Source organism: Aminobacter sp. Y103A, from assembly GCF_030294925.1.
Taxonomy (GTDB): domain Bacteria; phylum Pseudomonadota; class Alphaproteobacteria; order Rhizobiales; family Rhizobiaceae; genus Aminobacter; species Aminobacter ciceronei.
Genome location: NZ_AP017987.1, coordinates 443,258 through 468,025 on the forward strand (window position 1 = coordinate 443,258; position 24,768 = coordinate 468,025).

Consider the following 24,768-nt stretch of genomic DNA (forward strand, 5'->3'; position numbering starts at 1 on the left):
TGCAGATGAAGATTACCCGCTTTCTCTTCCGCGGTGGGCTGATTGCCTACACCATGCTGTTCTTCGCCTTCATCTACATCCCCCTGGTGCTGATCGCCGTCTACTCGTTCAACTCCAATCCCGTGAACATGATGACGTGGAGCGGCTTCACCACCGAGTGGTACGCTCAGGTCCTCGGCTTCAAGACGACGATCTCGGAGAATGCCCTTTACATCGAATCGACCGACCAACTCGTCCAGGCGGTCTGGAACAGCCTGATCATCGCGACCTCCACCACCATAATCGCGACCGTGTTCGGGACCGCCATTGCCATTGCGCTCTACCGCTTCGCCTTCTTCGGCAAGCGCTTCTATCGCACTGTGATGTTCATGCCGATGCTGATGCCCGACATCGTGCTCGGCATCGCCTTGCTGATCTTCTTCGTCAATTCGGGGATCACGCTCGGCCTGAAAACGATCATCATCGGCCAGTGCACCTTCCTGATCTCCTATGTCTTCATCGTCGTGTCGGCGCGTCTTGCCGGCATGGACCGCACGCTCGAAAACGCCTCCGCCGATCTCGGCGCCAACGAGTGGGTGACATTCCGCAAGGTTGTGTTCCCGCAGTTGCTGCCAGGCATCATCGGCGGCGCGCTGCTTGCCTTCATCATTTCGATGGACGACCTGGTGATCACCTACTTCATCGCCGGCGTCGATGTGACGACGCTGCCGATGTTCATCTTCGCCATGCTTCGCCGCGGCATCAAACCCGAGATCAATGCGATTGCGGTGATGATGCTCACCTTCTCCTTCGTCGTGGCCTCGCTTGGCCTCTACCTGCGCTCCCGGCAGAAATGATCCTGATGACCAAACCGAAATCTCCCGCCACCAAAGCCCGGGCCCGCGACCTCGGCCTGCCGTTTCCGGGCCGGCCCGGCCCGTTTAATGCCATCACCGATGTCGAGGGCATTGGCGTCGGGTTCAGGACAATTTTCGAAGATGTACCGAGGCCCGGCCGCAAGCGCCCGGTGCGCACCGGCGTAACCGCTATCCTGCCGCATGCGGCCTCGCCGACGCCCGTCCCGGTTTATGCAGGTGTGCACCGCTTCAATGGCAACGGGGAGATGACCGGCACGCACTGGATCGAGGATGGCGGCTACTTCCTCGGTCCCGTCGTCATCACCAATACCCATGCCGTCGGCATGGCCCACCACGCGACCGTGAAATGGATGCTGGAGCGCTATGCCTCGACCTATGACACCGACAACTTCCTCTGGATCATGCCTGTCATTGCAGAGACCTATGACGGCGTGCTGAACGACATCAACGGCCTGCCATTGACCGAAGCGGACGTCAGGGCCGCCCTCGACAGCCTGTCATCGGGGCCGGTCCAGGAAGGCAACTGTGGCGGCGGCACCGGTATGGTCACCTACGGCTTCAAGGGTGGGACCGGCACGTCGTCGCGTATCGTCGAATTCGGCGGCCGCGAGCACAGGATCGGCACGCTCGTCCAGGCCAACCATGGCCAGCGTGACTGGCTGACGATCAGGGGCGTGCCCGTCGGCGAGCATATGCGCGACGGCACGCCCCAGAGCCAGCTCGCCGAACGCGGGTCGATCATCGTCGTCGTCGCCACCGACCTGCCGATGGCGCCACATCAGCTGCAGCGGCTGGCGCGCCGCGCCGCCATAGGCATCGGCCGTGGCGGCACACCAGGGGGCAACAATTCAGGCGACATCTTCCTGGCCTTCTCGACCGCCAACCCGCAACCCATGGCCCACCATGCGCCGGCCAGGCTGAACCTCGAAATCGTCAATGACGAGAAGCTGGATCCGGTCTATGCCGCGACCGTCGACAGCGTGGAGGAAGCCGTGGTCAATGCGATGCTGGCGGCCGAGGACGCCGGCGGCACCGCCTTCGATCGTTTCCGCATCCAGGCGATGCCGCATGACCAGCTGGTCGCGGTGATGCGCGACTATGCCCGCATCAAGTAGCGGCAACAACGGGAAAGGTGGTTTGTCGTCAGACGAAGCCGCGCTTGAGCAGCTCGGCCGAGATCTCGTCCCAGCTGGCGCAGACGGCTGATGCGCCCGCCGCCATAAGCTCCGGGCCGTGGCCGTCATGGGTGTGGCCGCCGCCGACGTAGCCGATGGCCGTCATGCCGGCAGCGACAGCGCCCTGCACGCCGTAGCGCGAGTCCTCGATGACCACCGAGCGCTCGGGCGCAAAACCCATCTTCTCGGCGGCAAAGAGGAAGATGTCGGGCGCCGGTTTGCCGTTCTTGACCATCGACGAACTGAAGATCGATGGACCGAAATAATGGGCGAGGCCGGTGACTTCGAGGCTGTGGTTGATGCGCTCGACCGACGAGGACGAGGCGACGCAACGGGCGGTTTCGAGCTTCGACAGGAAAGCGGCGATGTCGAGCGTCGAGGCCAGCTGCTCGGTGAACAGCGCCTTGGTCTCGCCCCAGATATCGTCGGTCGCGTCGTCGGGCAGCAAATGGCCGGTGAGCTGGTGGATCTTGGCGATGATGTCGGCCTGCTTCATGCCGACGCAATGCGAGATGACCTCTGCCTCGATCTCGAGGCCGTTCCTGGCATAGGCGCGCACATAGGCAAGGGCGGCCAGCGGTTCGCTGTCGACCAGCACGCCGTCGCAATCGAAAATCACCAGGCTGTCTTTGGGCAAGTCGAACTCCAGGAAGCTTTGCGGCGCACAGGCCGCCGTTTGTCGAAAGCAGGCTGCTGCGGTCGCGCCGCGTTGCAGCCGCGATGGTGGAAGATCTAATCCCGGCCGATCGCCTCGGGTCGTGGCGACGCCTGCAGCGCACGCTGCATGGCGCTGCGCTCTTCCGGCAGGTCGGGCGCGAGCCAGTTGGGCTCGGCGCCGAGGAAGCGGTCGAGATAGGCAACGGCATAGCTCGGCATCTCGGCCGTATTCTCCTTGTAGGACCACCAGGTCCTGAGGTCGTCGGCGCATGCGTCGAGGGCAGGGGCTTCGCCAAACTCCTGCTCGAACAGCACGGCAATCGAGCAGACGCAGAAGTTGGTGTAGACGAAGCCCTCCGGCCAGAACCTTACGATGTCGGGAATGGCCTGCGCCGGTGTCGACGCCTCGGGAGGCCGCGCATCGTCGATCCGCACCGGCGCCTGCCTGATCAGCTCCTTGAGGGCGAGGCCGGCGGCGTAGACGATGAAGTCGGCGCGGTCGAGCTGTGCATATGATTTTTGGGCGTTTACGATCTCGACCCAGTCGAGGAAGATGCGCGTCAGTTTCTTCTCGTCGATGTCGAAGCGGATGCCATAGCGGGCGGTGATGGCACGCGCGCTGTTGCGGAAGGTCGTGCGGAACCAGCGCAATTGCCTGAGCCTGTGACGGAGGTCGGGCACCAGCGCCAGTTCGTTCTTGAAGATCAGGTCCATCGTCGCAGTGCTCCTGCCCTGTCCGAAGATACCATCGGCAGGCAAAATGCCAAATGCCGCTGTGGATCGGAACCATCGTGCGGGGTGTCCAAAGTTATACATATTGACATTCATAAAGACAAATGTTCTTTGATTGATATGTGAGCGGCTCAGCATGTCGCCGCTCCGGAGGACTTCGGGAGGAAGAGCCTTATGGCAATCTGGCAGTGGGGACTGCTGCTTCTGGGCGTCGTCTGGGCGCTGCAGTCGCTCGGCGTGTGGATCCAGATGCGGCACTACGCCGATGTCTTCAAGGGCATCACGGCGAAGTACCAGGATGGCTATGTCGGCGCCGGCAATTGCCGCGGCCGCCTGGGCAAGGGAACGATCGCGCTGATCGTGGTCACGCCGGACCTCAAGGTCCAGCGGCTGCTGACCATGACCGGGCGCTCCGTCTTCGCCAAATTCAAGCGTCATGAAAATCTGGAGGGAATTTCCCTCGATCAACTCCGGTCCAATCCCGCTGTACTGGGAGAGGGGGAAGCCGGTGTGGCGGAAGCCGTGAAGAAGGCTGTCGAACAAGTCGACCGCGCGCGGCTCGAGCCAAAGGGGCCCGGCCTCGCCGGCCTCAAGCCAGTGGGTATGTAGGGGCGGCACCTTTCGGGCGCGGTCCCTAGGGTGAGGATATCAAGGAGGAGAAATGTCAGTCCTATCTATGTTGGCGCAGCACGCCGACATGGCCGTCCAGAACCTGCATGTCGCGGGTTCAATGGCCACGGATGCTGCAATTCACGGCAAGCTCGCCGTCAAGGGAGCGACGAACGATCTCGTCGTGCTCGCCCAGGCGAGCGGCGACCTGACCGTCGAGCAGTTCAAGGAAAAGCTCAACACCGTTGCTCAGGAGGAACAGCTCGGCTGGCTCACCAGCATCGGCAAATACTTTATCGGCATCTTCCAGAAGGGCGGTGAGGTCTTCGCCGGTTTCGTCACCGGCATCATCCCGACGCTCGTCGTGCTGATGACTGCCTTCTACGCGCTGACCGAGCTCGTCGGCGAGGAGAGGGTTCACGGCATCGCCCGTGGCGCCGGGCGCATCGCGTTGACCCGCTACACCGTTTTGCCGCTGATCTCGGTGTTCTTCCTGACCAACCCGATGGCCTACACCTTCGGCTCTTTCCTGGAAGAAAAGCACAAGCCCGCCTTCTATGACGCGGCCGTGTCCTACGTGCATCCGCCCCTCGGCCTGTTCCCGCACATCAATCCGGGCGAATACTTCGTCTGGGGCGGCATCCTCGTGGCTCTGCTCGAGCTTGAGAAGAAGGGCGTTGTTCCCGGCGGCTATCACATCCAGGTGGCCATCTGGTACGCCATCGTCGGCCTCGTCGTCATCCTGCTCAAGGGCATGCTGACCGAGCGCATCACCGCCATCATGGCACGCCGCCAGGGCGTCGAGCTGTAAGGGCGGGGAGGGGCACATGGCCAAGTCTTACAAGGCAGTCAAGATTTCCCGCGGCAAGAGCGGCTGGGGCGGTCCCCTGGTCGTCCAGCCGACGGACCAGCGCAACAAGGTCGTCTCCGTCACCGGCGGCGGCATCCACCCTGTCGCTGCCCGCATCGCCGAGATGACCGGTGCTGAAGCCGTGGATGGCTTCAAGTCGCCGCCGGTCGAAGGCGAGATGGCGGTGGTGGTCGTCGATTGTGGCGGCACCGCGCGTTGCGGGGTGTATCCGCGCAAACGCATCCCCACCGTCAACCTCACCCCGGTGGGACAGGCGGGCCCGCTCGCCCAGTTCATCACCGAAGACATCTACGTGTCGGGCGTCAAGGAAAGCGACATCACCATGGCCGACGGTTCGGAAGCCGTGACATCGGCAGGCTCTGCCTCCAACGCGAACAACGCCTCGTTCGCGACGGCGACAAACACCACCGCCCCCGCAGCGTCCAACGACGGCGGGTTCATCAACCTCGTCGCCAGCATCGGCCGCGTCATGGGGCGTGTCGTCGGTATCTTCTTCAATGCCGGCCGCCGCACCATCGACCAGGTCGTCCGCAACGTGCTGCCGTTCATGGCGTTCGTGACGATGCTGATCGGCCTGATCCTCTATACCGGCATTGGCGACGTGCTCGCCCAGCCGATGGGACCGCTGGCCAACAACATCGTTGGCCTGCTGGTCATCTCGGCCATCTGCGGCCTGCCGTTCCTGTCGCCCATCCTCGGGCCAGGCGCGGTCATCGCCCAGGTCATCGGCGTGGCGATCATCGGCCCGCAGATCGCCAACGGCACGATCTCGCCGGCAATGGCGCTTCCGGCGCTGTTTGCCTACAACACCCAGGTCGGTTGCGACTTCGTGCCGGTCGGCCTGGCGCTCGGCGAGGCCAAGCCCAAGACCATCGAGATCGGCGTTCCCGCCGTTCTGATCAGCCGCCAGATCATGGGCCCGGTCTCGGTGCTCATCGCCTGGGCGGTCAGCCTGGTCGTATTCTAAGATCCTTGCCGGCGGCGCTTGTCGTCGCCGGGCATTTCATCGGCCGGCCAAGCCGGCAAAACAGGTACGCCCGGACAGCATTCCAGCCCGGGCCCAGAAAAAGGCTTCGATCATGTCGGTTCATCTCAAGACGCTCATAACGGCAATCGGACCGGAAGTGGCAGAGCTGGCCGAAGGCGGCGTGCTGATCCTGTTCGCCGACGGTGCTCCGCCTGAGCTGGCCGAGGTGTCGGTGCTGCACAAGGCTGAAGTCGGGCCGAGCGACGCGGCCCCAGTCGTCGGCGCCGCCATTGCCATCGGCGAACTCGAGGGCACCATCACCGCCATGGGCGACAGTGCCTGGAACAAGGTGCGCGAGATCGGCCACGTGGTCATCAATTTCAACGGCGCCGATGCCGCCGAGCGGCCGGGCGAAATCTGCGCCTCGGTGGTCGAGGGCGAAGTGCTCGTCGGAGCTCTCAAGGCCGGCGCAGCCATTACCATCGGCCGCTGATTGCCGCGCGTTACGCCGCTATACTGACCTGGAACAAGAGACCTGCCTATGGAACGCTCGACGATCGTCAGAGTGCATGAAGGGTTGCATGCCCGGCCCGCCACCCGTTTCGTCAAGCTCGCCAAGAGCTTCGAAAGCGAGGTCGAGATCATCAAGGACGGCAAGTCGGCCAGCGCCAAGAGCGCGGTCAAGCTGATGCTGCTCGCCGTCAAGGAAAACGACGAAGTCACGATCCGCACCAAAGGTGCTGACGAGATCGAGGCAGTGGAAGCGCTGGTCGGCTATCTCGAGAACCCGCTCGCCGGTCTGGCCGAGGAACAGGCGCCGGGCGAGCCTGATGCCGCCGCCGCCGCGGGCGTGACGCTCAAGATCGAACCGACCAAGCCCGCGGCATTCGAGGAAGAGATATCAGGCGCCCTGAAGGGCGTGGCTGCCAGCGAGGGCTATGCCGTCGGCACCGCCTTCGCCCACTTCCCGCCCGAGATCAAGCCGGAGCGCCGCACGCTTTCGGTTGGCGACATCAACGCCGAACTCGTTCGCTTCGCCGAGGCTGTCGAGGCCGTGCAGGCGCGCATGAACGCCTCGCTGGCATCGGACACGCTGTCGGCAAATGATCGTGGCATCATCGCCGCGCTGCGCGACATAGCCGCTGACGACGAGCTGCGCGACGAAGTGGTCGCCACCATCAACACCGGCAGCGACGCGGTCACCTCGGTCATCGGCGCCGCCGCCAAGATTGCGGCCCAGTTCGGCCAGGTCGACGATCCTTACCTCAACGCCCGCGCCGATGACGTTCAGGCGGTCGGTCGCCAGATCTGCCTGGCGCTGCTCGGCCAGGCCGACATCAGCCTCGACGACATTCCCGAGAGGGCGATCCTGATCGCCGAGGACATCGGCGCCTGGGACCTGGCACGCGCACCGCTGAAGCGCATCGGCGGCATCGTCTGCGGCCATGGCGGAGCTACATCCCACATCGCCATCATCGCCCGCGCCCATGGCATTCCGGCGGTTCTCGGCATGGGCGCGCAGGTGCATGACCTCGCCAAGGCACGCGAGATCGCGCTCGATGGCCATCGCGGTCATGTCGTGGCCGATCCCGAGGGCCCGGTGCTCGACCGCTTCCGCACCCGCATCGACGAGGCCGCACGCGAGCGTGAAGCGCTGAAGGCATTCCGCGATACCACCCCGCGCCGTGCCGACGGCACGATCATCGAAGTGGCCGCCAATATCGGCTCACTCGAAGAGATCGACGCCGCCCGCGAAGCGGGTGCGATGGGCGTCGGTCTGTTCCGTACCGAACTGCTGTTCATGCGTCACATGCACCTGCCTTCGGAAGACATGCAGGCCGAGACCTATGCGGCTCTTGCCAAGGCCTTCACGCCTTATCCCGTTATCGTGCGCACGCTCGACATCGGCGGCGACAAACCGATTTCGGGTATCGAGTTCCCTCAGGAGGAGAACCCGTTCCTCGGCTGGCGCGGCATTCGCATGTGCCTCGACCGGCCCGACATCTTCAAGCCGCAGCTGCGAGCGCTGTTGCGCGCAGCCGTCCATGGCAACGTCAAGGTGATGCTGCCGATGGTCGCCGACGTGTCGGAAGTGCGCGCGACGCGTGCGCTGATCGAAACCTGCAAGGCCGAACTTGCGGCGGAGAAGGTAACCTTCGGCGAATTTCAGCTTGGCGTCATGATCGAGACGCCGGCTGCGGTTCTGATTGCGCCTGCGCTGGCGAAAGAAGTCGCCTTCTTCTCTATCGGCACCAACGACCTGACCCAATACATCATGGCCGCCGATCGACTGAACCCGACGGTCGCCAAGCTCAACGACGTGACCAATGTCGCTGTCATGTCGGCGATCGAGATGACGGCAAGGGCAGGGGTAGCGGCGGGCATCATGGTCGGCATGTGCGGCGAGGCCGCCGGGCGGCCGGACCTGATCCCAGAGTTCCTGCGCATGGGCTTGACCGAGCTCTCGATGAGCCCGGCCTCGATCCAGCGTGCCAAGAAACGGATAGCCGAGCTCGGCGCCTAGCCGGCTCAGGGCAGATGCGCGAGCAGCACCCGGAAGATGGCGCCAAGCTCGTTGGCCGGGTTGGCACCGTCGAGTGCGCGCAAGATGCGCTCGCGGCGCGCGTCGACCGCCATGCCGGTGGCTTCCAGCAGGTCGGCGTCGCTCATACCCGATGGCGACAACGTCAAGATGGCCGCGGCAAGCACCATGGGCGCAAGCGGCACGAGAGCAGGGACCATAGCCTCGTCGCCAGACCGGGGTTGGCAGGCAAGCAGTTCGACAAACGTTGCGGCGGCAACGGCAGCGACAGCTTCAAGCCGGCTCTCCGGGCTCGCGATGTGCATGGCGGTGAGCAAACCGCCATGCTTCTTGCGGACGGCCAGATGCGCCTGACTGAAACCTGCTTCGTGAAGCGGCAATCCATCGCCGACTGCCTTTCGCGGCATGGCCTTGAAAGCTGCATAAAGGTCGCGGCGAAACAAGCGCTCGCCCTCGACCGTGGCCGAGCGCCCGGTGGCGAAATAGGTGTCGAAGCCATGCAGCCGGGCGCTGTCACCGGTGCGCACCATCGGCAGCAGCGTGCGCGACACCGTCTCGGCGACGGTCAGCGTGTCATCGACAACGCTTGCAGCGCGACCCAGCAGGCGCTCGATTTCAGGTGGCGGGGCAAACGGCTCGGCCATTTGTGGCCTGCGCGGTCCGCCGGGATTGTCGTGGCGGCTGGAGCGGACGAGATGGCGCATGTCGCGGAGGCGATCCTTGATGTTGACGACAACATCTTCCGAAAGACTCCTCAGCATCTTGCGCATTCCCTGCTGCCGTGGCGGCTCCGTCACGAAGCCGCAGCCTCGGGGCATTGCAGCACTGTTTTGCGCGGGGTGCAAATCAATCGCGACACCTCGCCGCTTGACCTTGCCGCGGTTCCTTGAAAAGTGATGTGAACTGAAACGGGGGGAGCGGCGTGAGCAAAGGTGTCAAAGGGTCGGGTGGAAGATCGCGTACCGCCGAGACACCTCAGGATGTCGAGGGTTCCCCCACCGACAGCCGGGCTGACCGGCTGCGGGTTCGCGCGGCCTGGATGTACTTCATCGAACAGATGACCCAGAACGACATCGCCGAGGTTCTCGGCGTCGGCCGCGTCACCGTGGTGCGCATGCTGGCCGAGGCGCGCCTGCGCAACGAGATCAAGATCGCCATCGAAGGTGACCTGTCCGATATCGTCCGCCAGGAGCGGGCGCTGGAGCAGAAGTTCGGCGTCCAGCGGGCGATCGTCGCACCGCTCTCCGGGGAGGGCGCTGATCCGATCCCGACGATTGGAGCGGCAACCGGCGCTTATCTATCCGAAGCGATGAAGTCGGGCATGTCCGTCGGCGTCGGCTGGGGCCGCACGCTGACCGGCACCTTGCCCTACATCAGCGGCAAACCACTCAATGATTTCCGCGTCATCTCGCTGCTCGGCGGCGTCGGCGTCGCACGCCGTACCAACCCGGCCGAATTCGCCTGGCGCTTCGCCCAGGCCTTCCAGGGCGACGGTTATCTCATTCCGGCGCCTGCCGTCGTCGACAGCATCGAGACCAAGCGTGCGCTGATCGAGCGCTGCGGCCTGTCCGAAGTATTTGCGCTGGCCGATTCGCTTGATGCGGTGCTGGTCAGCGTCGGCGACATCGCTTCGGCCTCGACCTTTTATCGCGGCGGCTTCCTGACCGAGGCCGAGCGCGAAAAGCTGGCTGCCAAGGGCGCGGTCGGCGATCTTCTGTTCCATTTCTTCGACCGCGCCGGCAAGCTTGTCGACCATCCCATCAACCAGCTCGGCATGTCGGTCGATGTCGACCGCATCCTGCGTGCGCCGCTGCGCATCCTGACTTCGGGTGGCTCAGACAAGATCGACGCGCTGCTCGGCGCCATGAAGCTGGTCAAGCCGACGGTGCTGATCACCGATGAACACAGCGCAAGACGGATGATCGAAGCGCCCTGAGCTACAAATGCCTGCCGTGCTTGTCATCCCTTGGTGTGGCCTGCATGATCGCGAATGGCGGCTTGCTCGACGAGCCGCCGGACGAACCGGATAGCTTTGCCACAATTGGAGGTCCCATGCCTGATTTCAACCCGGAGAATGTCCGCTCCCTGGTCAGCAAGGTCATGAGGGCGTCGCCTTCCGACGTCAGGCTTATCGCGCAGCGCCTGCATGACCATGCTGTCGAAGAGCGTATGTCGCCCGAGGCGGCGAGGGCTTTTGTCACGGAACTCGGCTATGGCAGCCTGGAAGCCTTCTGTGCCGATATCGGCCTTCCCGGCCATATTGCCGAGCGTTGGGGCCGGTTCGGCGTCTCCGGTGAAATGCGCCAGGTCTTCACCTTGCTTGCCGCGCAGCGCCGGAAGATGGCCGAGGCCATCGCCGAATTCGAGGCCATGACCCATGTCGGCATCGAGGACTTTCTGCGCGAAAGAGGGCTGCTCTAAACCGCTGTCCGGAGGTCTCAGGACAGCTAGGTCAGCGCTGCGGCGCTGTCGCTGTCGGTAATCAGCACATTGGCGTTGACGGCTCCAAGGGCGGCGCGAATGGCCGGGATCTTGCGCTTGCCGCCGGCGGCAAGGACCAGGTTCGGCACGGCGCTGACGGCCTCGAGATCGATCGCCATGACCCTGTCATTGACCTCGTGGTCGACCATCTTGCCTTCGGCATCGATGAAGTAGCATAACATATTGGCAACCGCGCCCTTGGCCTTGAGCGGGGCGACGAAGGATTGCGGCACGATGCCGTGGCGGAAGATGGTGGCGTTTGCCGACATCTCTCCAACGGTCAGAAGAGCGACATCGGCCTTTGCCGCGCGTTTGCGCACGTCGAGCAGTTCCGGCTGGGCCCACAACAGGTCTCGCAGCTCGCGGCTGTGGGCGATGACCGGCGCGGTGATCTGGTAGCTGTCGACGCCAAGCGTCTCCGCAACCTTTGCCGCCACCGCCGACGGGTTGACCCATTGTGAGTGCGGCAGGCTGCCAACCAGGGCGACAACGCTCGCGTTCTTGAGCTGCCGGCGGTTGAGAAAGCCGATGCTGGAGTGAAGCGTCGCCCCGCCGCCGATCGCCAGCGTCATGCCGTCCTGCATCTGCTGGTCGAGATAAAGCGCCACCGAATGGCCGATCGCCCGTTCCAGATGTTCGTCGGCCGAAGGTGTCGGCACCACGATCGCGGCGTCGAGCCCCCAGCGCTTTTCCAACGCCCGCTCGAGCTCGACCTGCCTGGCGGTCTGGGCGTTGATCGTCGTTACCACCACGCCGTCGGCGGTGCAGGCGGCGAGAGTGCGCATCACCTTGACCCGGCTGACCTTCAGCTTGTCGGCGATCTGTTCCTGGGTCAGGCCCTCGACATAATAGAGCCATGCCGTCTTCACCGCGAGGTCGGACGAGACCATGGCGGCACCCGGCTCGACCGACATTTCCTGCTTCGTGCGCATTCCTTGTCCGGTCTCCCCCTCGGCGCCACAACGATTCTGGAGAATGGCTGTTCTGCAGTCTGGCGCAAGGGCCGGATGCCGGTTCCGAAGCCTGTTTTCATGCTCCAAATTTCGCAATGCAGCATGATCATTTGTATTTGACACGCAACAAATGATCATATCATAAATGTGTCAGCGTTCCGTCACCCAAGTGTCAAACGCGCTGTGTAGGGAGGTCGTGGCACGCGGATCTGAAGCCGACTTGCCATGTGTGGACACAACAGGAGGTTTCATGAAAACGACATTCGCCAGGCTGGCCGCAAGCCAGCTCGCCCTGGCCGTGGCGCTCTTCGCCGGCGCTGCCAGCGCTGAAACGTTGACCCTTTATACGTCGCAGCCGGAAGCTGATGCGACCAAGACCGTCGAGGCCTTCAAGAAGGTCCATCCGGACGTCGACGTGCAGGTCTACCGTTCGGGCACCAGCGATATCCTCGCCAAGCTCGCCGCCGAGTTTGCCGCAAACAGCCCGCAGCCGGACGTGCTGCTGATCGCCGATGCGGTCTCGATGGAACTGCTGAAGAAGGACTCTCGCCTGATGGCCTATGCCGAGGCCAAGCTCGATGGCTTCGCAGCGGACTCCTATGACGTCGACAAGACTTACTTCGGCTCCAAGCTGATCACGACCGGCATTGCCTACAACACCGCAGCTGCCGAGAAGCCCGAGCATTGGGCCGATCTTGCCAAGCCGGCTTACGCCGACGGCCTCGTTATGCCGAGCCCGCTCTATTCCGGCGCCGCCGCCTACCTGCTCTCCGGCTTTACCGGCAATGCCGACTATGGCTGGGACTATTTCGACAAGCTGAAGGCCAACAACACGATCTCGGTTCGCGGCAACGGTGCCGTGCTGAAGTCCGTGGCCAGCGGCGAGAAGCCCTATGGCATCCTGGTCGACTTCATGGCGATGAATGCCAAGGCCAAGGGCTCGCCGGTCGAGTTCGTTTTCCCGTCCGAGGGCGTACCTGCCGTCACTGAGCCGGTGGCCATTCTTTCGACGGCAAAGAACGTCGCGGGCGCCAAGCAGTTCGTCGACTTCATCCTGTCCGACGATGGCCAGAAGCTGGCACTCGAGCAGGGCTACCTGCCGGCCAAGCCTTCCGTCGGCCGGCCCGCCTGGCTGCCCGAAGGCGTGGAGGTCAAGGTCATGAACTTCGACGTCAAGGCGATCGTCGAGAAGATCGAAGCCGACAAGGCGAAGTTCTCCGGCCTGTTCGGCGGCTGATCGTCCGACCCGGAAGGCCGATCGGCCTTCCGGGTCCTTTCTCCAGATTTGAACTGGCCGATGTGCCAGTATCGCGCGGCATCCTTGTTAGCGAGTGCCGCCCTGCTTTCCGGAACCCGAAAAATGTCTGTCAGGCTGAAACAAGGTCGCGGCCAGGAATGGGCCATGACGGTGGTGGTTGCCGCACTCATCGTGCTGCTGTCCATCCTGCCGATGCTGCGCCTGATCCAGGAGATCTTTGCTCCCGGCGGGACGCTGTCCACCGCAGCGATCAGCGCCGGACTGACCAATGCGACGACCTGGGTCGCCACCGGCAACACGCTCGTGGTTGGCTTCTTCGGCACAGCTCTCGCCGTGATCCTGGGCACCTCCGTCGCGCTGCTCGTCACCCTCACCGACGTCCGGGGACGCAGCGCCTTCGTGCTCTGCTACGTCATGCCGTTGATGATCGCGCCGCAGGTGACGGCTCTTGCCTGGCTGCAGCTGTTCGGGCCGGCCAGCCCGCTGCTCAAGATGCTCGGCATCGCGCCCCCGCTCGGCAGCCGCAATCCGCTCTATTCGCCGGAGGGCATCATCCTGCTGCTCGGCGTGCAGTATGGCCCGCTGGTCTTTCTGCTCGTGCGCGCCGGCCTGCGCAAGCTGCCGCGCGAGCTGGTCGAGGCCGCCCGCGCCAGCGGCGCCGGCTGGTTCACAGTGCTGCGCACCATCGTGCTGCCGTTGATGACGCCGTCGGTCGTTGCCGCCGCTGCACTTGCCTTCGTCTCCTGCGTCGGCAATTTCGGCATTCCTGCCTTTCTCGGCATCCCGGCCAACTATCTCGTGCTGCCGACGCTGATCTATCAGCGCCTCGCCGGCGGCGGCCCGGCCGTGCTCGGCGACGCCGCCTTCCTGTCGGTGCTGATCGGCCTCATCGCCATGGCGGGCATCCTCGCCCAGGAAATGATGAGCCGGCGCCGCGACTACCGTATCAGCTCGACATCGCTTGCTGCCGAACCCTACGAGCTTGGCAAGTGGCGGGTGCCGGTGCAGGTCGTGATGTGGTGCCTGATCGTGCTGATTCTGGTGCTGCCGCTGTTCGGCTTGCTGCTTTCGTCGCTGGTGCCCGGCTATGGCATCCCGCTCACCGCCGCCACCGCCACGCTCGACAATTATCGCTTCGTGCTGTTCGAATATAGCGCCGCCAGGCGCGCTTTCCTCAACAGTTTCGCACTGTCTCTCTCCGCAGCCGCCTTCGCCGTGCTGGTCGCCATCCCGGTCGCCTATCTCGTTGCCTGGAGCGGCAAGAAGTGGGTCAAGTATCTGAACCTCGCAGTCGAGTTGCCCTATGCCCTGCCGGGCGTGGTGCTGGCGATTGCGTCCTTGCTGATGTTCCTCAAGCCGATTCCGTTCACCGGCATCCAGATCTACAACACCGTCTGGATCATCCTTTACGCCTATCTCGCACGCTTCCTGGTCCTGGCGCTCAGGCCGACGATCTCCGGCTACCACCAGATCGACCGTGCGCTCGAGGAGGCGGCGCGGGTCGCAGGTGCCAGCCTGTTCACCCGCATGCGCACCATCATCTTCCCGCTCGTCGCACCGGCGGCCCTTGCCGGCGGTCTGCTCATCTTCATGACCGCACTCAGCGAGCTGACCGTCTCGGCGCTGCTGTGGTCATCAGGTTCCGAGACTATCGGTGTGCTGATGTTCTCTTTCGAGCAAGGCGGCGATTCCAACTACGCGTCGGCGATTTCGGCGATCACGGTGGCGATTACCTTCGTCCTTATGCTGCTGGCAAATCTGCTTGCCGCCCACCTACCCAGCGGAGTGCTCCCATGGCGGGACTGACCATCAACGGCGTTACCAAGACCTTCGGTGATTTCGACGCCGTCAAGGATGTCTCCATCGACGTCAGGGACGGCGAGTTCCTCGCTGTTCTCGGGCCGTCGGGTTGCGGCAAGACCACGCTTCTGCGGCTCGTCGCCGGTTTCGAGAACGTCACATCGGGCGACATCCGCATCGGCCGCGAAATCGTCTCGACCGCGCAAGGCTGTGTTCCGCCGGAAAAGCGGCGGGTCGGCATCGTCTTCCAGAATTACGCTTTGTGGCCGCACATGACGGTTGCCGAAAACATCGGCTATTCGCTGAAGGTCGCCAAGGTCGATGCAGAGACCCGCAAGCGCCGGGTCGAGGATGCCATGGCGCTGGTCGACCTCAAGGGTTTTGGCGACCGCCGCCCCGCCAATCTATCGGGTGGCCAGCGCCAGCGCGTCGCGCTCGCCCGCTGCCTGGTGGCGGCACCGTCGCTGGTGCTGTTCGACGAGCCGCTGGCCAATCTCGACGTCCACCTGCGCGCGGCCATGGAGGACGAGTTCGCCGCCTTCCACAAGCGCACCGGCACGACGATCGTCTACATTACCCACGACCAGGCCGAAGCGATGGCGCTGGCCGACCGCATCGCCGTCATGGACAATGGCCGCCTGGCCCAGCTCGCGGCTCCCCGCGATCTCTATCGTGAGCCGGCCAACGAGATGGTCGCGTCATTCATATCAGAAGGCATCGTCCTCCCGGCCAAGGTGCTGATCCCGGCCGAAGGCGGCCACGTCAAGGTCGATGTGCTCGGCCAGGAGGTCGTGGTCCGCTGCCGTCCTGACGAGATGCGACGCGCCGAAGCCAAAATTTGCTGCCGGGGGCCTGAAATCTCGGCGGCCGCCCCGGACGAGCCGGGCATCGACGGCACGGTCAGGCGCGCGGTCTACAAGGGCGGCGTGGCACGCATCGAATTCGCCCCCGATGCCGATCCTTCGGTCGTGCTGCACTTCGAACAACCCGATCCCAATCCCTTCGAGGCCGGCGCCAGGGCCCGCGTCCGCATCGCTTCCGGCTGGCTCATCCCGGGCGGTGCCTCGGCATGAGCATGCGCATCGACCTCTGCGGTGGTTTCGGTGAGAAGGGACGCACCAGTGTTGCCGTGTCAGGCGGCGACCGACGCATCCTGCTCGACGCCGGCATCAAAGTCGGCGCTTCCGGCGCGGAATACTACCCGGTGCTTCCTGCCGACGTCGGCGACATTGATGCAGTGCTGATTTCCCACGCCCACGAGGACCATGTCGGGGCGCTGAGCTGGTTGCTGGCGCAAGGCTATCGTGGCCGTATCTTGATGACGGCCGAGACGCGGGAGGAAGCTTCCGCAACGCTCGATGCCTATGCCGAGCCGGATGATTTCAAGCGCTTTCCGCTTGCCGAGGAACGGATAGAACTTTTTGAGCCCGGCGACAGCCTGACCATCGGCGGGCTGACGATAGCGACGGGCCGCTCCGGCCATGTCGTCGGCGGTGTCTGGTTCGCCGTCGATGACGGCAGCCGCAAGGTCGTCTATTCCGCCGACGTCGTGCCTGACAGCAGCGTGTTCGTCATGGATTCGATGCCGCGTTGCGACCTTCTTGTGTTCGATGCGTCCTATGGCGCCGATCCGGTCAGCGGTACGGCACGTGCGCAAGCCATCGCCGAATGGGTCGCAGCCCGGCCCGGCGGCTGCCTGCTGCCGACGCCGCTTTCCGGTCGCTCGCTCGAGCTGATGGCCATTCTCGATGGCCCCTTTGCCATCCATGCCAGCATGCGGGCATCGCTCGCCGTCCAGATCGAGGCGAGGGCGGCTCTTCATCCGACGATGGTCCCCCAGTTGCGGCAGCGTCTGGCCACAGCCATTGACTGGCATGACGGCGATGCCTTGCCGGCCTGCCCGTTGCTCGCCGACGACGGCATGGGCAAGGCCGGGCCGTCGGCGATGCTTCTGCCGCTGGCGGACGCTGCCCGCTATCCCATCCTGCTCTCTGGCCACCTGCCGGCCGGTTCGCCGGGCGATGTGCTGCATGCTGCGGGTCGCGCCGACTGGATACGCATGCCGACGCACCCGACATTGTCGGGAAGCCTGGCCATCTGGGAAGGCGCTGGACGCCCGACTGCTTTTGGCCATTCTTGCCCGCCCGGTATGCTCGCCGAGCTTGCGCCCCACATGCCGTCGCTGCGCACAGGCCTGCGCACCGGCGACAGCTACACTCTCGCTGCCTGAGGTCCGCCATGAGAATCCTGATCTGCAACGACGACGGCATCGCTTCGCCGGGCCTTGCCCGCCTGGCGGCAGCGGCAGAGACCATCAGCGACGATGTCTGGGTCGTGGCGCCTGAACGCAAACACACCGCCGCGGGGGCCTCGCTGACCATGGCCGAGCCGCTCACCATGCGTCGTACCGCCGAGCGCTGGTACTCGTGCTCGGGTCGCCCGGCAGACTGCGTCGTGACCGCCATGACCTGGCTGCTTGCCGGCGACGGCAGGCCCGACCTCGTGCTCGGCGGCATCAATGACGGCCGCAACGTCGCCGAGGATCTCGCCTACTCCGGTACGCTTGGCATTGCCCGCGAGGCGAGCTTCTGGGACGTGCCGGCGATCGGCTTCTCGCAGGTCAAGTCGCCGGAAATCCGTGCCGGCAATGATGCCTGGCTCGGCGGCCTGATCGCCGACCTCTGGCGCAGGCGGGCTGATTGGGTGCTGGAGGGCCATTGGCTCAGCATCAACCTGCCGTCGTCGCTGCCGGCCGAAATCCGCCAGCCAAGCATCGGTCGCGACAAGATCGCCCGGCGCTCCGAGGTCGTCGAACAGGATGGCGACCGCACCGTGCTCGTGGTGCCCCGCGGCCGTGAAAGAACAACAGTCGAGGGTGATGAGAACAGCACCATCGACGCCGGCTACATCACCATCAACCGTATCAACTGGTTCGGCGAGACGCGCCTTGCCGAGGGTTTTCTGAAGACGCTATAGGTCGACATCGAGGCGCGTGCGGTTCGTACCGAGGTCACAGTCTCCGTCGGGCCAACAGCAGAAACAGCGCCAACGCACCGCTCATCAGGCCCAGTGCCAATGGCAGGCCCTGATGTCCGATCAGTTGCATGGTGAGGCCGGTCGCGGGCGAGCCCGCGATGCCGCCAACGCCCCAGGCCAGTGCGAAGCCTGCATTGCCGGCGATCAGGGCCTGGCCGGCGAAGCGTTCGCCGAGCTGGATCAGCGCCATGGTGTAGATCCCGAACGATGCGCCGCCCCATAGAAACAGCATCGGCCAGATCAGCCACGCGTCGAAGACCAGCGGCAAAAGCAGGCAGCCGGCCAGGGACCCCAGCGCACAGAGCAGCATGGTCCGCGCCGCGCCAAACTGCTCGGCCAGCCGTCCGAGCAATATCTGCAGCAGGGCGTTTCCTGCGATGAAGCAGGTGATCAGCGAAGCGATCCTGCCCTCGGCGCTGCCAAGTGCAGCGCCATACACCGCAAACAGGGAGATCAATGTCTGCTCGAAGGCTGCGGCGGTGAAGACCGCAAACAACAACAGCGGCGCAAGCGCGACGAAGCCGCCGATCGAAGCTGCGTCGCCGTTATGCGCCATCTTTGGCATGCGTTGTATGACAGCAAGCACGATTGTGCCGCAGACAAGGAATGCCACGATGCCGACCATGAAGGGCGGCCAGCCATCGGTGCCGACGAAGCCCAGGGATAGCGGGCCGATGGCGAAGCCGCCTGAGACGATCGACGAGTAGAGGCCCATGATGCGCCCACGGCGCGATGCCGGCGTGATCGCCAGCAGCCAGGTTTCGCTGATCACGTAAAGCGGATTGGCGAAGAAGCCGAGCAGGAAGCGCAGCGGCATCCAGGCCCAGACGTCCTGCATCAAGGCGATCGCCATCAGCGTCGTTGCCGCCAGCATCGAGCACAGGATCGCAAGCCGTCCCGCGCCGATGCGCTGCGTCAGCGCGGGTATGACAGGCGAAGAGGCGATGAAGCCCAGCGGCGTCATCGCCGCCGACAGGCCGATCAGGCTCGGCTCTGTTCCTTGGCGTTCGAGGATGAAACTGAGCAGTGGATAGGTCAGCCCCTGTGCCACCGCAAACACCGTGACGGTGGCGATGACACCGGCCATCGCTTCCCATGGGACCTCTCGCCTCGATGTCGCGCTACGGCAAGCCACTCTCGGCTCCTCTGCAGGTGTTCGGGGTATTGGCGGTCAGGTGTCATCGGTCTTCTTCACGCCTGCCAGAAGTGCTTGGCGATCTCAGCCTCGACCTGTGGTGCCGTCAGGCCAATATCCTCGATCAAGTGGGAATCGGATCTCAATTTCTGCTCGAGTTCCCAGCGGAAGCGTATCCGCCAGCGCCAGTTGGCTATGGTGCCTGGCAGGGCCGCCCATCTCGCTCGAGGGGAGGCAGATGTGTCCATGCAAATATCGTTCATGCCACCCTCCGTCTGGTTGCTGGAGCTTCGACCTGGATGAGGATGACTTCTGCAGAAGACGAACGGCGTCGTCCTTAAGTCCCGCCAAATAGTTCCAAAAACTTCCAAACCGGCTATAGATGCGCTGCATGGGAGTGCGTTTCGCCTTTGGTCCGTTCTTGCTTGATCCGGATGCCGGAACGCTGCTCCGGAACGACGATCCCGTAGCCGTCAGCCATCGCGGGATGAAGCTGCTTGCAGCGCTGGTCGGGCGGTCGCGCGCGATCCTCGGCAAGGCCGAGTTGATGGACGCGGCCTGGCCCGGTACAACCGTTGAGGAGGGCAATCTCACCGTCCAGATCGCGCAGCTCAGGAAAATGCTCGGTCCTAAGGCCGACGGTGGCGAATGGATCTCCACGGTCCCGCGCGTCGGCTACCGCTTCCTGGGCAGGGTCGAGCAGCTTGGCGAAGCCGGGCGAAAACCCTTGCCGCTGCCCGACAGGCCGTCGATTGCCGTGTTGCCTTTCGTCAATGTCGGCGACGGTTCAGAGCAGGGGGCTTTCGCGGACGGCCTGACCGAAGACCTGATCACTGACCTGTCCAGGGTTCCAGGCCTGTTCGTCATCGCGCGCAACTCGTCCTTTGCCTACAAGGGGAGGGCGATGGATGTTCGCACGATCGCAAGCGAGCTCGGTGTGCGCTACCTGCTCGAGGGCAGTGCCCGGCGCGCTGCCGGGCGGGTGCGCATCAACGTCCAACTGGTCGATGCCGTGAGCGGCGATCATCTCTGGGCGGAGCGCTTCGACCGCAGCCTGGAAGATATCTTCGCCGTGCAGGACGAGGTCACGGGCAAGATCGTCGAGGCGTTGCTTGGCCGGTTGCGCACCCCGCCACCGCGCGTCCGGCCCAAAAACCTCGAGGCCTATGATCTGTGCGTCCGGGCACGCAAGCTGATGGACGATTCACCGCAAGCGGCGCGTGAAGCGCATCTGATGTTGTCGCGCGCGATCTCGCTCGATCCCGGTTACGCCGAGGCCCATCGCTGGCTCGCCATGAACCATTGGATGGGATGGGTGCACAGCGGCGGACCGGCGGAAGCCGGCCGCAAGGACGCTTTGGACCTGGCGCGCAAGGCTGTGGCGCTCGATCCCGGCGACGCCGGCTGCTGCTGGGTGCTGGCATATCTGCTGGCCTACGACAAAAGCTTCGCCGAGGCCGATGCGGAGTTCGCCAGGGCGATCGAGCTCGACCCGAACGAAGCCGACACCTGGGCTGCACTCTCCGACATCGCGATCCTTGCAGGACGGATCGAAGATGGCCTCGCTCACATCCACAAGGCGTTCCGGCTCAACCCGTTTCCGGCAGGCTGGTATTATCTGGTGCTTGGCCAGGCGCAGTATGCGGCCCGGGACTACGAGGCTGCCGCCGAGACGCTGCTCAAGGACGAGACCTATCGCACGAGCTCGCGCCGTTTCCTGGCGGCAAGCTTGGCCCAGCTGGGCAGGCTCGACGAGGCACGTGCGGAAGCCGAACTGTTTCTTGTCGGCAACCCCGACTACACCACCCGCCACTGGGCCGCGACTGAGCCGTTCCGCGACGCCGCCACGCTTGCGCATTTCGTCGACGGTTTCTGCAAGGCGGGGCTTCCCGAGTGAGGCGCAAGTAGTTACCTGTCGCAATGTCGTCTGGCAAGTTCCATAAGATAGATTACGCGGCAATTGCTGTTGCCAGGGTGATGGCCGCTGACGGACATTCGGCCACGCCGCCTGCCATTGCGAGGCGTCCGGCGCGTGTCTAGGGCAGCCTGGTGAGCACCACGTCACGACCGCGATCGCTGTTGAGCACGATCGCGTCGCTCCTGATGCGAACACTGTAGAGCCACGGCAGCACCCAGGGCGCGATACGCCATTGGTCGTGGATGTCGGTTTCGCTCGGGCGAGCGAGATACATGTCCGCATCGCATGCATCGAGCGAAAGCCGTGCCGTGCCAAAAGGCGATGTCACGCGCATGCTCCAGCGGCCGTCAACATTTCCGATGCTTGCGGTCAAACCGCTCTCTGTGCTGCTGTACGTGCCTGACGGGTCGCTCCCGGTTTGCCTTGATGCTTCCACCCGTCGATAGCGCCTTGAACGGCCGAACGTTTCGGTTCGTATGGATCCGTCCGCTTCCAACCAAAAGACAAATGCCGGCAGCGAACCACGGGCATGGAACTTACCCACTTCCGGTTCCTCCAGTGCCGAGACGCCCATGCTGCCGACGATTGCTGGCAGTCCGCCCGACTCCTCGAGACCAAAGACGCGGCCGCCATCGTCGGATCGCCAGAACCCGTAACGGGTCTCGAGGGATGCAATGCCTTCCGGCGAGAGCAGGCCGCCAGGGCTGCGGCCAAGCACGATGTCGAGCACGTCGCGCGCGAGCCCAAACGATGAAAAATCATCGTGATTGGACAAGACGATGATGGAGATGTCCTCCGACAGGTTGCGGAACGATTCCGAACGCGAGCCGGCGATCCAGCCGCCATGGCCGACGAGCGGAGCGCCCTTGTGGCATGTGTTGACGAGGCCTAGTCCATAGGGCGACGCGACGCCGTTGATCGTTACATAGGGCTTTCCCATGCGCTCGATCATCTCGGCTGTGCCGACCTTTGGCTCCCGCAGGTTTTGCTGCCAGATGATCATGTCCGCCAGGGTCGACACCAGGCCGCCTTCCCCGCCGATCGCAATGCCCCAGGCAGATTTGAGCCATTGGCCCTGTGGCCCACGCCGGTGATGATCCGCCAGACGGGGACGGATTTCGTCATCTCTCACCATCAGTTGCGTATCAGTCATCCCGAGGGGACCGCTGATGTAGTGCTCAAGCGCCTCGTTGAAACTCTTGCCTGTTACCTTCTCGATCAGTTCAGACAGCAGGCGAAAGTTGGAATTGCTGTAGAGGAGGTCTGTCAGGGGCTCGAAATTGAGCCCCTGTTGCCGTGCGACGATTGCCTTTGCAGCCGACCTGGAGGACGGCGCGGTGATTGGAATACCAGCCATGATCATCGAATCCAGGATGTCGCGAATGCCGCTGGTGTTCGATGCCAGATGGCCAAGCGTCACCCGGCTGCCCCAATCGGGCAGCCATGGAAAGTGATCTCGTATGTCGTCTTCGAGCGAAAGCTTGCCCTCACTCTCCAGCATGAGGATCATCAGCACGGTGAACTGCTTGCTTTGGGACGCTATTCGCACAACCGAGCGGTCCGTCAGCGGCAGTCGATGGGCCAGGCTGGCAAGCCCCCTCGCCCGTTGATAGACAGGGCGGCCCTTGTGCAGAACAGCTACGGCGACGCCGGGGCCGTCGGGCGATGCTGCCTCGGAGATACATGCATCAAGCAATGCGACTTCGGTTGATCCGAGCGATCCCGAACGCTGAGAAACAGACATTTGATGTTCCGCTAATATTCCGCGACAAGAAGCCTGTCCCCGTGAGGAACGGGGACAGGCGGTCCCTTACTTCTCCAGCGACACGTTCCAGAACGAGGCCCAAGGAGACGGCCAGAAACCCTTCAATCCGGGCGCCTTGGCCGAAAGTGCGCTAAAATTTCCAACCTTGATTATTGGCGCTTGCTCCATGATCAGCGACTGCACGGTGCCAAAAGCAGCAACGCGCTTCGCCGGATCGGCGGTGCCTGTCAGCGCCGTCATCGCATCCGCAATTTCTGGCGTGCTCCACCAGCCGACCGCCGTTGGAGAAAAGATATTGATCAGCGCCGGCTCAGCCAAGAACGGGCTGTGCGTGATGAAGATGTCCCACAATTCAGGATTCAGGATGCGCTGGGTCAAGGTCGCCCAATCGACGACCTCCATTTTCACGTCGAAACCAGCGAGCTTCAGGTATTCTGCAGCGACCAGCGCCATCTTGTAATGAAACTCGTACTGGCGGCTGGTCAGAATCCGCAGCGGCGTCGGCGTCGTCAGCCCGGCGTCGGTGAGCAGCTTCTTTGCTGCATCGGCATCGCCGACATCATAGTTGCCCTCAACACCGACGTTGCTATGCCATTGGTATCCCTCCGGATACATTGCGCCCTCGACAGCAAAGAATTTCGGGTCGCCAAAGGCGGCAGCGAGCATATCGCTTTCGCTGAGGGCCGCCTGCACGGCCTTTCTCACCTTTACGTCAGCAAGAACGCCTTGCTTGGCATTCATGCGCATCATCAGCCAACCGGAGTTCTGCAACAGAACCGCCTCTGACTTGCTGTCGGCGAGCCGGCCCATTTGTTCGACGGGCAGCGAGTCCGTATATGCAAATTGCCCCGCAATGGCCCCTTCGAGACGGGTGGAGGCGTCCGGTGCCGGAACGAACCTGATCTCGTCGAGATAAGCGATCCTCGCACCAGCATAACCGGAGCCTTCCTCGGCGCGCGGCTTGTATTTGTCAAAGCGCGTCAGCTGGATGTATTGATCCGGCTTGCGCTCCTTGAGCTGATAGGGGCCGGTGCCGATGACCTCGACCATCGGGTCTGTCTGCTTTTCGCTGGGCAGCATGATCGCGGCGGAATTGTTGAATGCAAGCAGAGCCGGCAGTGCTGAATAGGGCTTGGTCAGGGTGATACGAATTGTCGACTGATCGACAGCCTCGATCTGCTTGACGGTCGGAGCGATCTGCTTACCCCGGCCTGCGAGCTTCATCCAGCGGTCCAGGGAAGCGACGACGTCTGCGGCGTCGAACTGGGTGTCGTCGTGGAAGACGACGCCCTGGCGCAGCTTGATGGTGTACACGGTCCCATCGTCGCTCACCTCGGGCAAGCTCTCCGCCAGCAGCGGCGCGACATTCCAGTTCTTGTCGAAGGTAAAGAGCGTCTCGAAGATGTGCTGGCTGATCATGCCGACGAGATCTGTCGACGTAATCATCGCGTCGAGCGTTGGTGGCTCTCCAACCGTCGCGACATTGATAATGCCACCTTTGGTTGGCTCCGCATAAGCCGCAGATGCGGTTGAAAGCGCGGCCAACGCAGAAACAACAGCCAGTCTCATCGTCATAATGCCAGTCCTCCCAGACTTCCAGTGTAATGGAATATATTCCATATTTTAGAGGCTAGGCTTTTGTCGGTTGTTGTCAAACCTTTTCTGCCGATCCAGTGGCATTGATGCTTGGGCCAATGCACGTCGATCCCTCTTCGCCGAGCTCCTTCGGGGCGCGAAGGTTTGCCCGGTTAGGATCGGCCCTGATGGCATGGAACAGCGTGCCCACGCCCACACGGCCGTGAAGCTTGGCGTTGCGCTTCGGTTGTGGAGCGGCGCCGCGTCAGCGGTCCCTGATCTGGTGGAGCTGATGCCTGGACCGCGGCTGGATCTCGATATCGCCAGGCGACATGGCCTGCGTCTGGTCTTGCTGTCATGACCGAACCTGCCGAGATATATTGTATATATATACTTAAATTTATGTGCATCTTAAAAGCAACTTCGTGAATAGATGA

23 protein-coding genes are annotated in these 24,768 nt (G+C 63.5%); 15 read left to right on the forward strand and 8 right to left on the reverse strand.

The window, feature by feature from the left end; genetic code table 11:
- The first annotated feature begins 5 nt into the window (after positions 1 to 5).
- Both Amn_RS29610 and Amn_RS29615 read left to right on the forward strand, forming a co-directional pair.
- Positions 6 to 836, forward strand: coding sequence for an ABC transporter permease (locus Amn_RS29610; protein WP_067968227.1), 831 nt, complete (start codon positions 6 to 8; stop codon positions 834 to 836).
- 5 nt (positions 837 to 841) lie between these two features.
- Positions 842 to 1,972 (forward strand): DmpA family aminopeptidase, encoded by a 1,131-nt coding sequence (locus Amn_RS29615; protein WP_067968533.1) that lies wholly within the window; start codon positions 842 to 844, stop codon positions 1,970 to 1,972.
- Positions 1,973 to 2,000: 28 nt separating this feature from the next.
- Here Amn_RS29615 and Amn_RS29620 read toward each other — a convergent pair whose 3' ends face one another.
- Together Amn_RS29620 and Amn_RS29625 are read right to left on the reverse strand one after the other, a co-directional pair.
- Positions 2,001 to 2,669, reverse strand: coding sequence for an HAD family hydrolase (locus Amn_RS29620; RefSeq protein ID WP_067968232.1), 669 nt, complete (start codon positions 2,667 to 2,669; stop codon positions 2,001 to 2,003).
- Between the two features lie 95 nt (positions 2,670 to 2,764).
- On the reverse strand, positions 2,765 to 3,403 hold the full coding sequence (locus Amn_RS29625) for a hypothetical protein (protein ID WP_286298719.1): 639 nt from the start codon (positions 3,401 to 3,403) through the stop codon (positions 2,765 to 2,767).
- A gap of 192 nt (positions 3,404 to 3,595) precedes the next feature.
- Here Amn_RS29625 and Amn_RS29630 point away from each other — a divergent pair, with 192 nt between their 5' ends.
- The 5 genes from Amn_RS29630 to ptsP all read left to right on the forward strand — a co-directional run bounded on the left by Amn_RS29630 (position 3,596) and on the right by ptsP (position 8,392).
- The gene (locus tag Amn_RS29630) at positions 3,596 to 4,030 is read left to right on the forward strand and encodes a transcriptional regulator GutM (protein WP_067968240.1); all 435 of its coding nucleotides are present in this window, start codon (positions 3,596 to 3,598) and stop codon (positions 4,028 to 4,030) included.
- A gap of 52 nt (positions 4,031 to 4,082) precedes the next feature.
- Positions 4,083 to 4,841 carry a PTS glucitol/sorbitol transporter subunit IIC gene (gene srlA, locus Amn_RS29635; RefSeq protein ID WP_154384397.1) on the forward strand — a complete coding sequence of 253 codons (759 nt, stop codon included), beginning with the start codon at positions 4,083 to 4,085 and terminating at the stop codon, positions 4,839 to 4,841.
- Between the two features lie 16 nt (positions 4,842 to 4,857).
- Complete coding sequence (gene srlE / locus Amn_RS29640) at positions 4,858 to 5,868, forward strand: PTS glucitol/sorbitol transporter subunit IIB (RefSeq protein WP_067968247.1); 1,011 nt, start codon at positions 4,858 to 4,860, stop codon at positions 5,866 to 5,868.
- 112 nt (positions 5,869 to 5,980) lie between these two features.
- Positions 5,981 to 6,361: a PTS glucitol/sorbitol transporter subunit IIA gene (locus Amn_RS29645; RefSeq protein WP_067968250.1), complete on the forward strand. Its 381-nt coding sequence runs from the start codon at positions 5,981 to 5,983 to the stop codon at positions 6,359 to 6,361.
- 48 nt (positions 6,362 to 6,409) lie between these two features.
- Positions 6,410 to 8,392 carry a phosphoenolpyruvate--protein phosphotransferase gene (gene ptsP / locus Amn_RS29650; RefSeq protein WP_286298729.1) on the forward strand — a complete coding sequence of 661 codons (1,983 nt, stop codon included), beginning with the start codon at positions 6,410 to 6,412 and terminating at the stop codon, positions 8,390 to 8,392.
- Positions 8,393 to 8,397: 5 nt separating this feature from the next.
- On the opposite strand, the gene Amn_RS29655 is transcribed toward ptsP, so the two are convergent.
- Positions 8,398 to 9,171 (reverse strand): hypothetical protein, encoded by a 774-nt coding sequence (locus Amn_RS29655; RefSeq protein WP_157097249.1) that lies wholly within the window; start codon positions 9,169 to 9,171, stop codon positions 8,398 to 8,400.
- A 161-nt stretch (positions 9,172 to 9,332) separates the two neighbouring features.
- Between Amn_RS29655 and Amn_RS29660 the strand changes: the two genes are divergently transcribed.
- A complete protein-coding gene (locus tag Amn_RS29660) occupies positions 9,333 to 10,346 on the forward strand; it encodes a sugar-binding transcriptional regulator (RefSeq protein ID WP_067968259.1) in 1,014 nt (337 codons plus the stop codon).
- A gap of 116 nt (positions 10,347 to 10,462) precedes the next feature.
- Complete coding sequence (locus Amn_RS29665; RefSeq protein WP_067968536.1) at positions 10,463 to 10,831, forward strand: hypothetical protein; 369 nt, start codon at positions 10,463 to 10,465, stop codon at positions 10,829 to 10,831.
- Between the two features lie 26 nt (positions 10,832 to 10,857).
- Here Amn_RS29665 and Amn_RS29670 read toward each other — a convergent pair whose 3' ends face one another.
- Positions 10,858 to 11,823 (reverse strand): sugar-binding transcriptional regulator, encoded by a 966-nt coding sequence (locus tag Amn_RS29670; protein WP_067968263.1) that lies wholly within the window; start codon positions 11,821 to 11,823, stop codon positions 10,858 to 10,860.
- 271 nt (positions 11,824 to 12,094) lie between these two features.
- On the opposite strand from Amn_RS29670, the gene Amn_RS29675 reads away from it, so the two are divergent.
- The 5 genes from Amn_RS29675 to Amn_RS29695 all read left to right on the forward strand — a co-directional run bounded on the left by Amn_RS29675 (position 12,095) and on the right by Amn_RS29695 (position 17,878).
- Positions 12,095 to 13,081 (forward strand): ABC transporter substrate-binding protein, encoded by a 987-nt coding sequence (locus Amn_RS29675; RefSeq protein WP_067968265.1) that lies wholly within the window; start codon positions 12,095 to 12,097, stop codon positions 13,079 to 13,081.
- A gap of 123 nt (positions 13,082 to 13,204) precedes the next feature.
- On the forward strand, positions 13,205 to 14,908 hold the full coding sequence (locus tag Amn_RS29680) for an ABC transporter permease (protein WP_286298739.1): 1,704 nt from the start codon (positions 13,205 to 13,207) through the stop codon (positions 14,906 to 14,908).
- On the forward strand, positions 14,896 to 15,975 hold the full coding sequence (locus Amn_RS29685; protein WP_067968271.1) for an ABC transporter ATP-binding protein: 1,080 nt from the start codon (positions 14,896 to 14,898) through the stop codon (positions 15,973 to 15,975). Before Amn_RS29680 ends, Amn_RS29685 begins: the two co-directional genes overlap by 13 nt.
- Positions 15,972 to 17,132 carry an MBL fold metallo-hydrolase gene (locus tag Amn_RS29690; RefSeq protein WP_502874772.1) on the forward strand — a complete coding sequence of 387 codons (1,161 nt, stop codon included), beginning with the start codon at positions 15,972 to 15,974 and terminating at the stop codon, positions 17,130 to 17,132. Before Amn_RS29685 ends, Amn_RS29690 begins: the two co-directional genes overlap by 4 nt.
- Before the next feature lie 8 nt (positions 17,133 to 17,140).
- Entirely contained in the window at positions 17,141 to 17,878 is a 738-nt protein-coding gene (locus tag Amn_RS29695; protein ID WP_154384404.1) for a 5'/3'-nucleotidase SurE, read from the forward strand.
- Positions 17,879 to 17,912: 34 nt separating this feature from the next.
- On the opposite strand, the gene Amn_RS29700 is transcribed toward Amn_RS29695, so the two are convergent.
- Together Amn_RS29700 and Amn_RS29705 are read right to left on the reverse strand one after the other, a co-directional pair.
- A complete protein-coding gene (locus Amn_RS29700) occupies positions 17,913 to 19,025 on the reverse strand; it encodes an MFS transporter (protein ID WP_286298744.1) in 1,113 nt (370 codons plus the stop codon).
- Positions 19,026 to 19,129: 104 nt separating this feature from the next.
- A complete protein-coding gene (locus Amn_RS29705; protein ID WP_286298747.1) occupies positions 19,130 to 19,336 on the reverse strand; it encodes a DUF1127 domain-containing protein in 207 nt (68 codons plus the stop codon).
- A 119-nt stretch (positions 19,337 to 19,455) separates the two neighbouring features.
- On the opposite strand from Amn_RS29705, the gene Amn_RS29710 reads away from it, so the two are divergent.
- Positions 19,456 to 20,970, forward strand: coding sequence for a winged helix-turn-helix domain-containing tetratricopeptide repeat protein (locus tag Amn_RS29710; protein WP_083948845.1), 1,515 nt, complete (start codon positions 19,456 to 19,458; stop codon positions 20,968 to 20,970).
- Positions 20,971 to 21,109: 139 nt separating this feature from the next.
- On the opposite strand, the gene Amn_RS29715 is transcribed toward Amn_RS29710, so the two are convergent.
- Both Amn_RS29715 and Amn_RS29720 read right to left on the reverse strand, forming a co-directional pair.
- Positions 21,110 to 22,735 carry a serine hydrolase domain-containing protein gene (locus Amn_RS29715; protein ID WP_286298752.1) on the reverse strand — a complete coding sequence of 542 codons (1,626 nt, stop codon included), beginning with the start codon at positions 22,733 to 22,735 and terminating at the stop codon, positions 21,110 to 21,112.
- 66 nt (positions 22,736 to 22,801) lie between these two features.
- Entirely contained in the window at positions 22,802 to 24,331 is a 1,530-nt protein-coding gene (locus tag Amn_RS29720) for an ABC transporter substrate-binding protein (RefSeq protein ID WP_154384408.1), read from the reverse strand.
- Positions 24,332 to 24,768: the final 437 nt, after the last annotated feature.

What these genes read in the sequence shown, in the direction of transcription:
- Amn_RS29610 (WP_067968227.1), top strand. Translation starts at nt 6, where the DNA reads ATGAAGATTACCCGCTTTCTCTTCCGCGGTGGGCTGATTGCCTACACC.
- Amn_RS29615 (WP_067968533.1), top strand. Translation starts at nt 842, where the DNA reads ATGACCAAACCGAAATCTCCCGCCACCAAAGCCCGGGCCCGCGACCTC.
- Amn_RS29625 (WP_286298719.1), bottom strand. Translation starts at nt 3,403, where the DNA reads ATGGACCTGATCTTCAAGAACGAACTGGCGCTGGTGCCCGACCTCCGT.
- Amn_RS29630 (WP_067968240.1), top strand. Translation starts at nt 3,596, where the DNA reads ATGGCAATCTGGCAGTGGGGACTGCTGCTTCTGGGCGTCGTCTGGGCG.
- srlA (WP_154384397.1), top strand. Translation starts at nt 4,083, where the DNA reads ATGTCAGTCCTATCTATGTTGGCGCAGCACGCCGACATGGCCGTCCAG.
- srlE (WP_067968247.1), top strand. Translation starts at nt 4,858, where the DNA reads ATGGCCAAGTCTTACAAGGCAGTCAAGATTTCCCGCGGCAAGAGCGGC.
- Amn_RS29645 (WP_067968250.1), top strand. Translation starts at nt 5,981, where the DNA reads ATGTCGGTTCATCTCAAGACGCTCATAACGGCAATCGGACCGGAAGTG.
- ptsP (WP_286298729.1), top strand. Translation starts at nt 6,410, where the DNA reads ATGGAACGCTCGACGATCGTCAGAGTGCATGAAGGGTTGCATGCCCGG.
- Amn_RS29655 (WP_157097249.1), bottom strand. Translation starts at nt 9,171, where the DNA reads ATGCTGAGGAGTCTTTCGGAAGATGTTGTCGTCAACATCAAGGATCGC.
- Amn_RS29665 (WP_067968536.1), top strand. Translation starts at nt 10,463, where the DNA reads ATGCCTGATTTCAACCCGGAGAATGTCCGCTCCCTGGTCAGCAAGGTC.
- Amn_RS29670 (WP_067968263.1), bottom strand. Translation starts at nt 11,823, where the DNA reads ATGCGCACGAAGCAGGAAATGTCGGTCGAGCCGGGTGCCGCCATGGTC.
- Amn_RS29675 (WP_067968265.1), top strand. Translation starts at nt 12,095, where the DNA reads ATGAAAACGACATTCGCCAGGCTGGCCGCAAGCCAGCTCGCCCTGGCC.
- Amn_RS29680 (WP_286298739.1), top strand. Translation starts at nt 13,205, where the DNA reads ATGTCTGTCAGGCTGAAACAAGGTCGCGGCCAGGAATGGGCCATGACG.
- Amn_RS29685 (WP_067968271.1), top strand. Translation starts at nt 14,896, where the DNA reads ATGGCGGGACTGACCATCAACGGCGTTACCAAGACCTTCGGTGATTTC.
- Amn_RS29690 (WP_502874772.1), top strand. Translation starts at nt 15,972, where the DNA reads ATGAGCATGCGCATCGACCTCTGCGGTGGTTTCGGTGAGAAGGGACGC.
- Amn_RS29695 (WP_154384404.1), top strand. Translation starts at nt 17,141, where the DNA reads ATGAGAATCCTGATCTGCAACGACGACGGCATCGCTTCGCCGGGCCTT.
- Amn_RS29700 (WP_286298744.1), bottom strand. Translation starts at nt 19,025, where the DNA reads ATGGCCGGTGTCATCGCCACCGTCACGGTGTTTGCGGTGGCACAGGGG.
- Amn_RS29705 (WP_286298747.1), bottom strand. Translation starts at nt 19,336, where the DNA reads ATGAACGATATTTGCATGGACACATCTGCCTCCCCTCGAGCGAGATGG.
- Amn_RS29710 (WP_083948845.1), top strand. Translation starts at nt 19,456, where the DNA reads ATGCGCTGCATGGGAGTGCGTTTCGCCTTTGGTCCGTTCTTGCTTGAT.
- Amn_RS29715 (WP_286298752.1), bottom strand. Translation starts at nt 22,735, where the DNA reads ATGTCTGTTTCTCAGCGTTCGGGATCGCTCGGATCAACCGAAGTCGCA.
- Amn_RS29720 (WP_154384408.1), bottom strand. Translation starts at nt 24,331, where the DNA reads ATGACGATGAGACTGGCTGTTGTTTCTGCGTTGGCCGCGCTTTCAACC.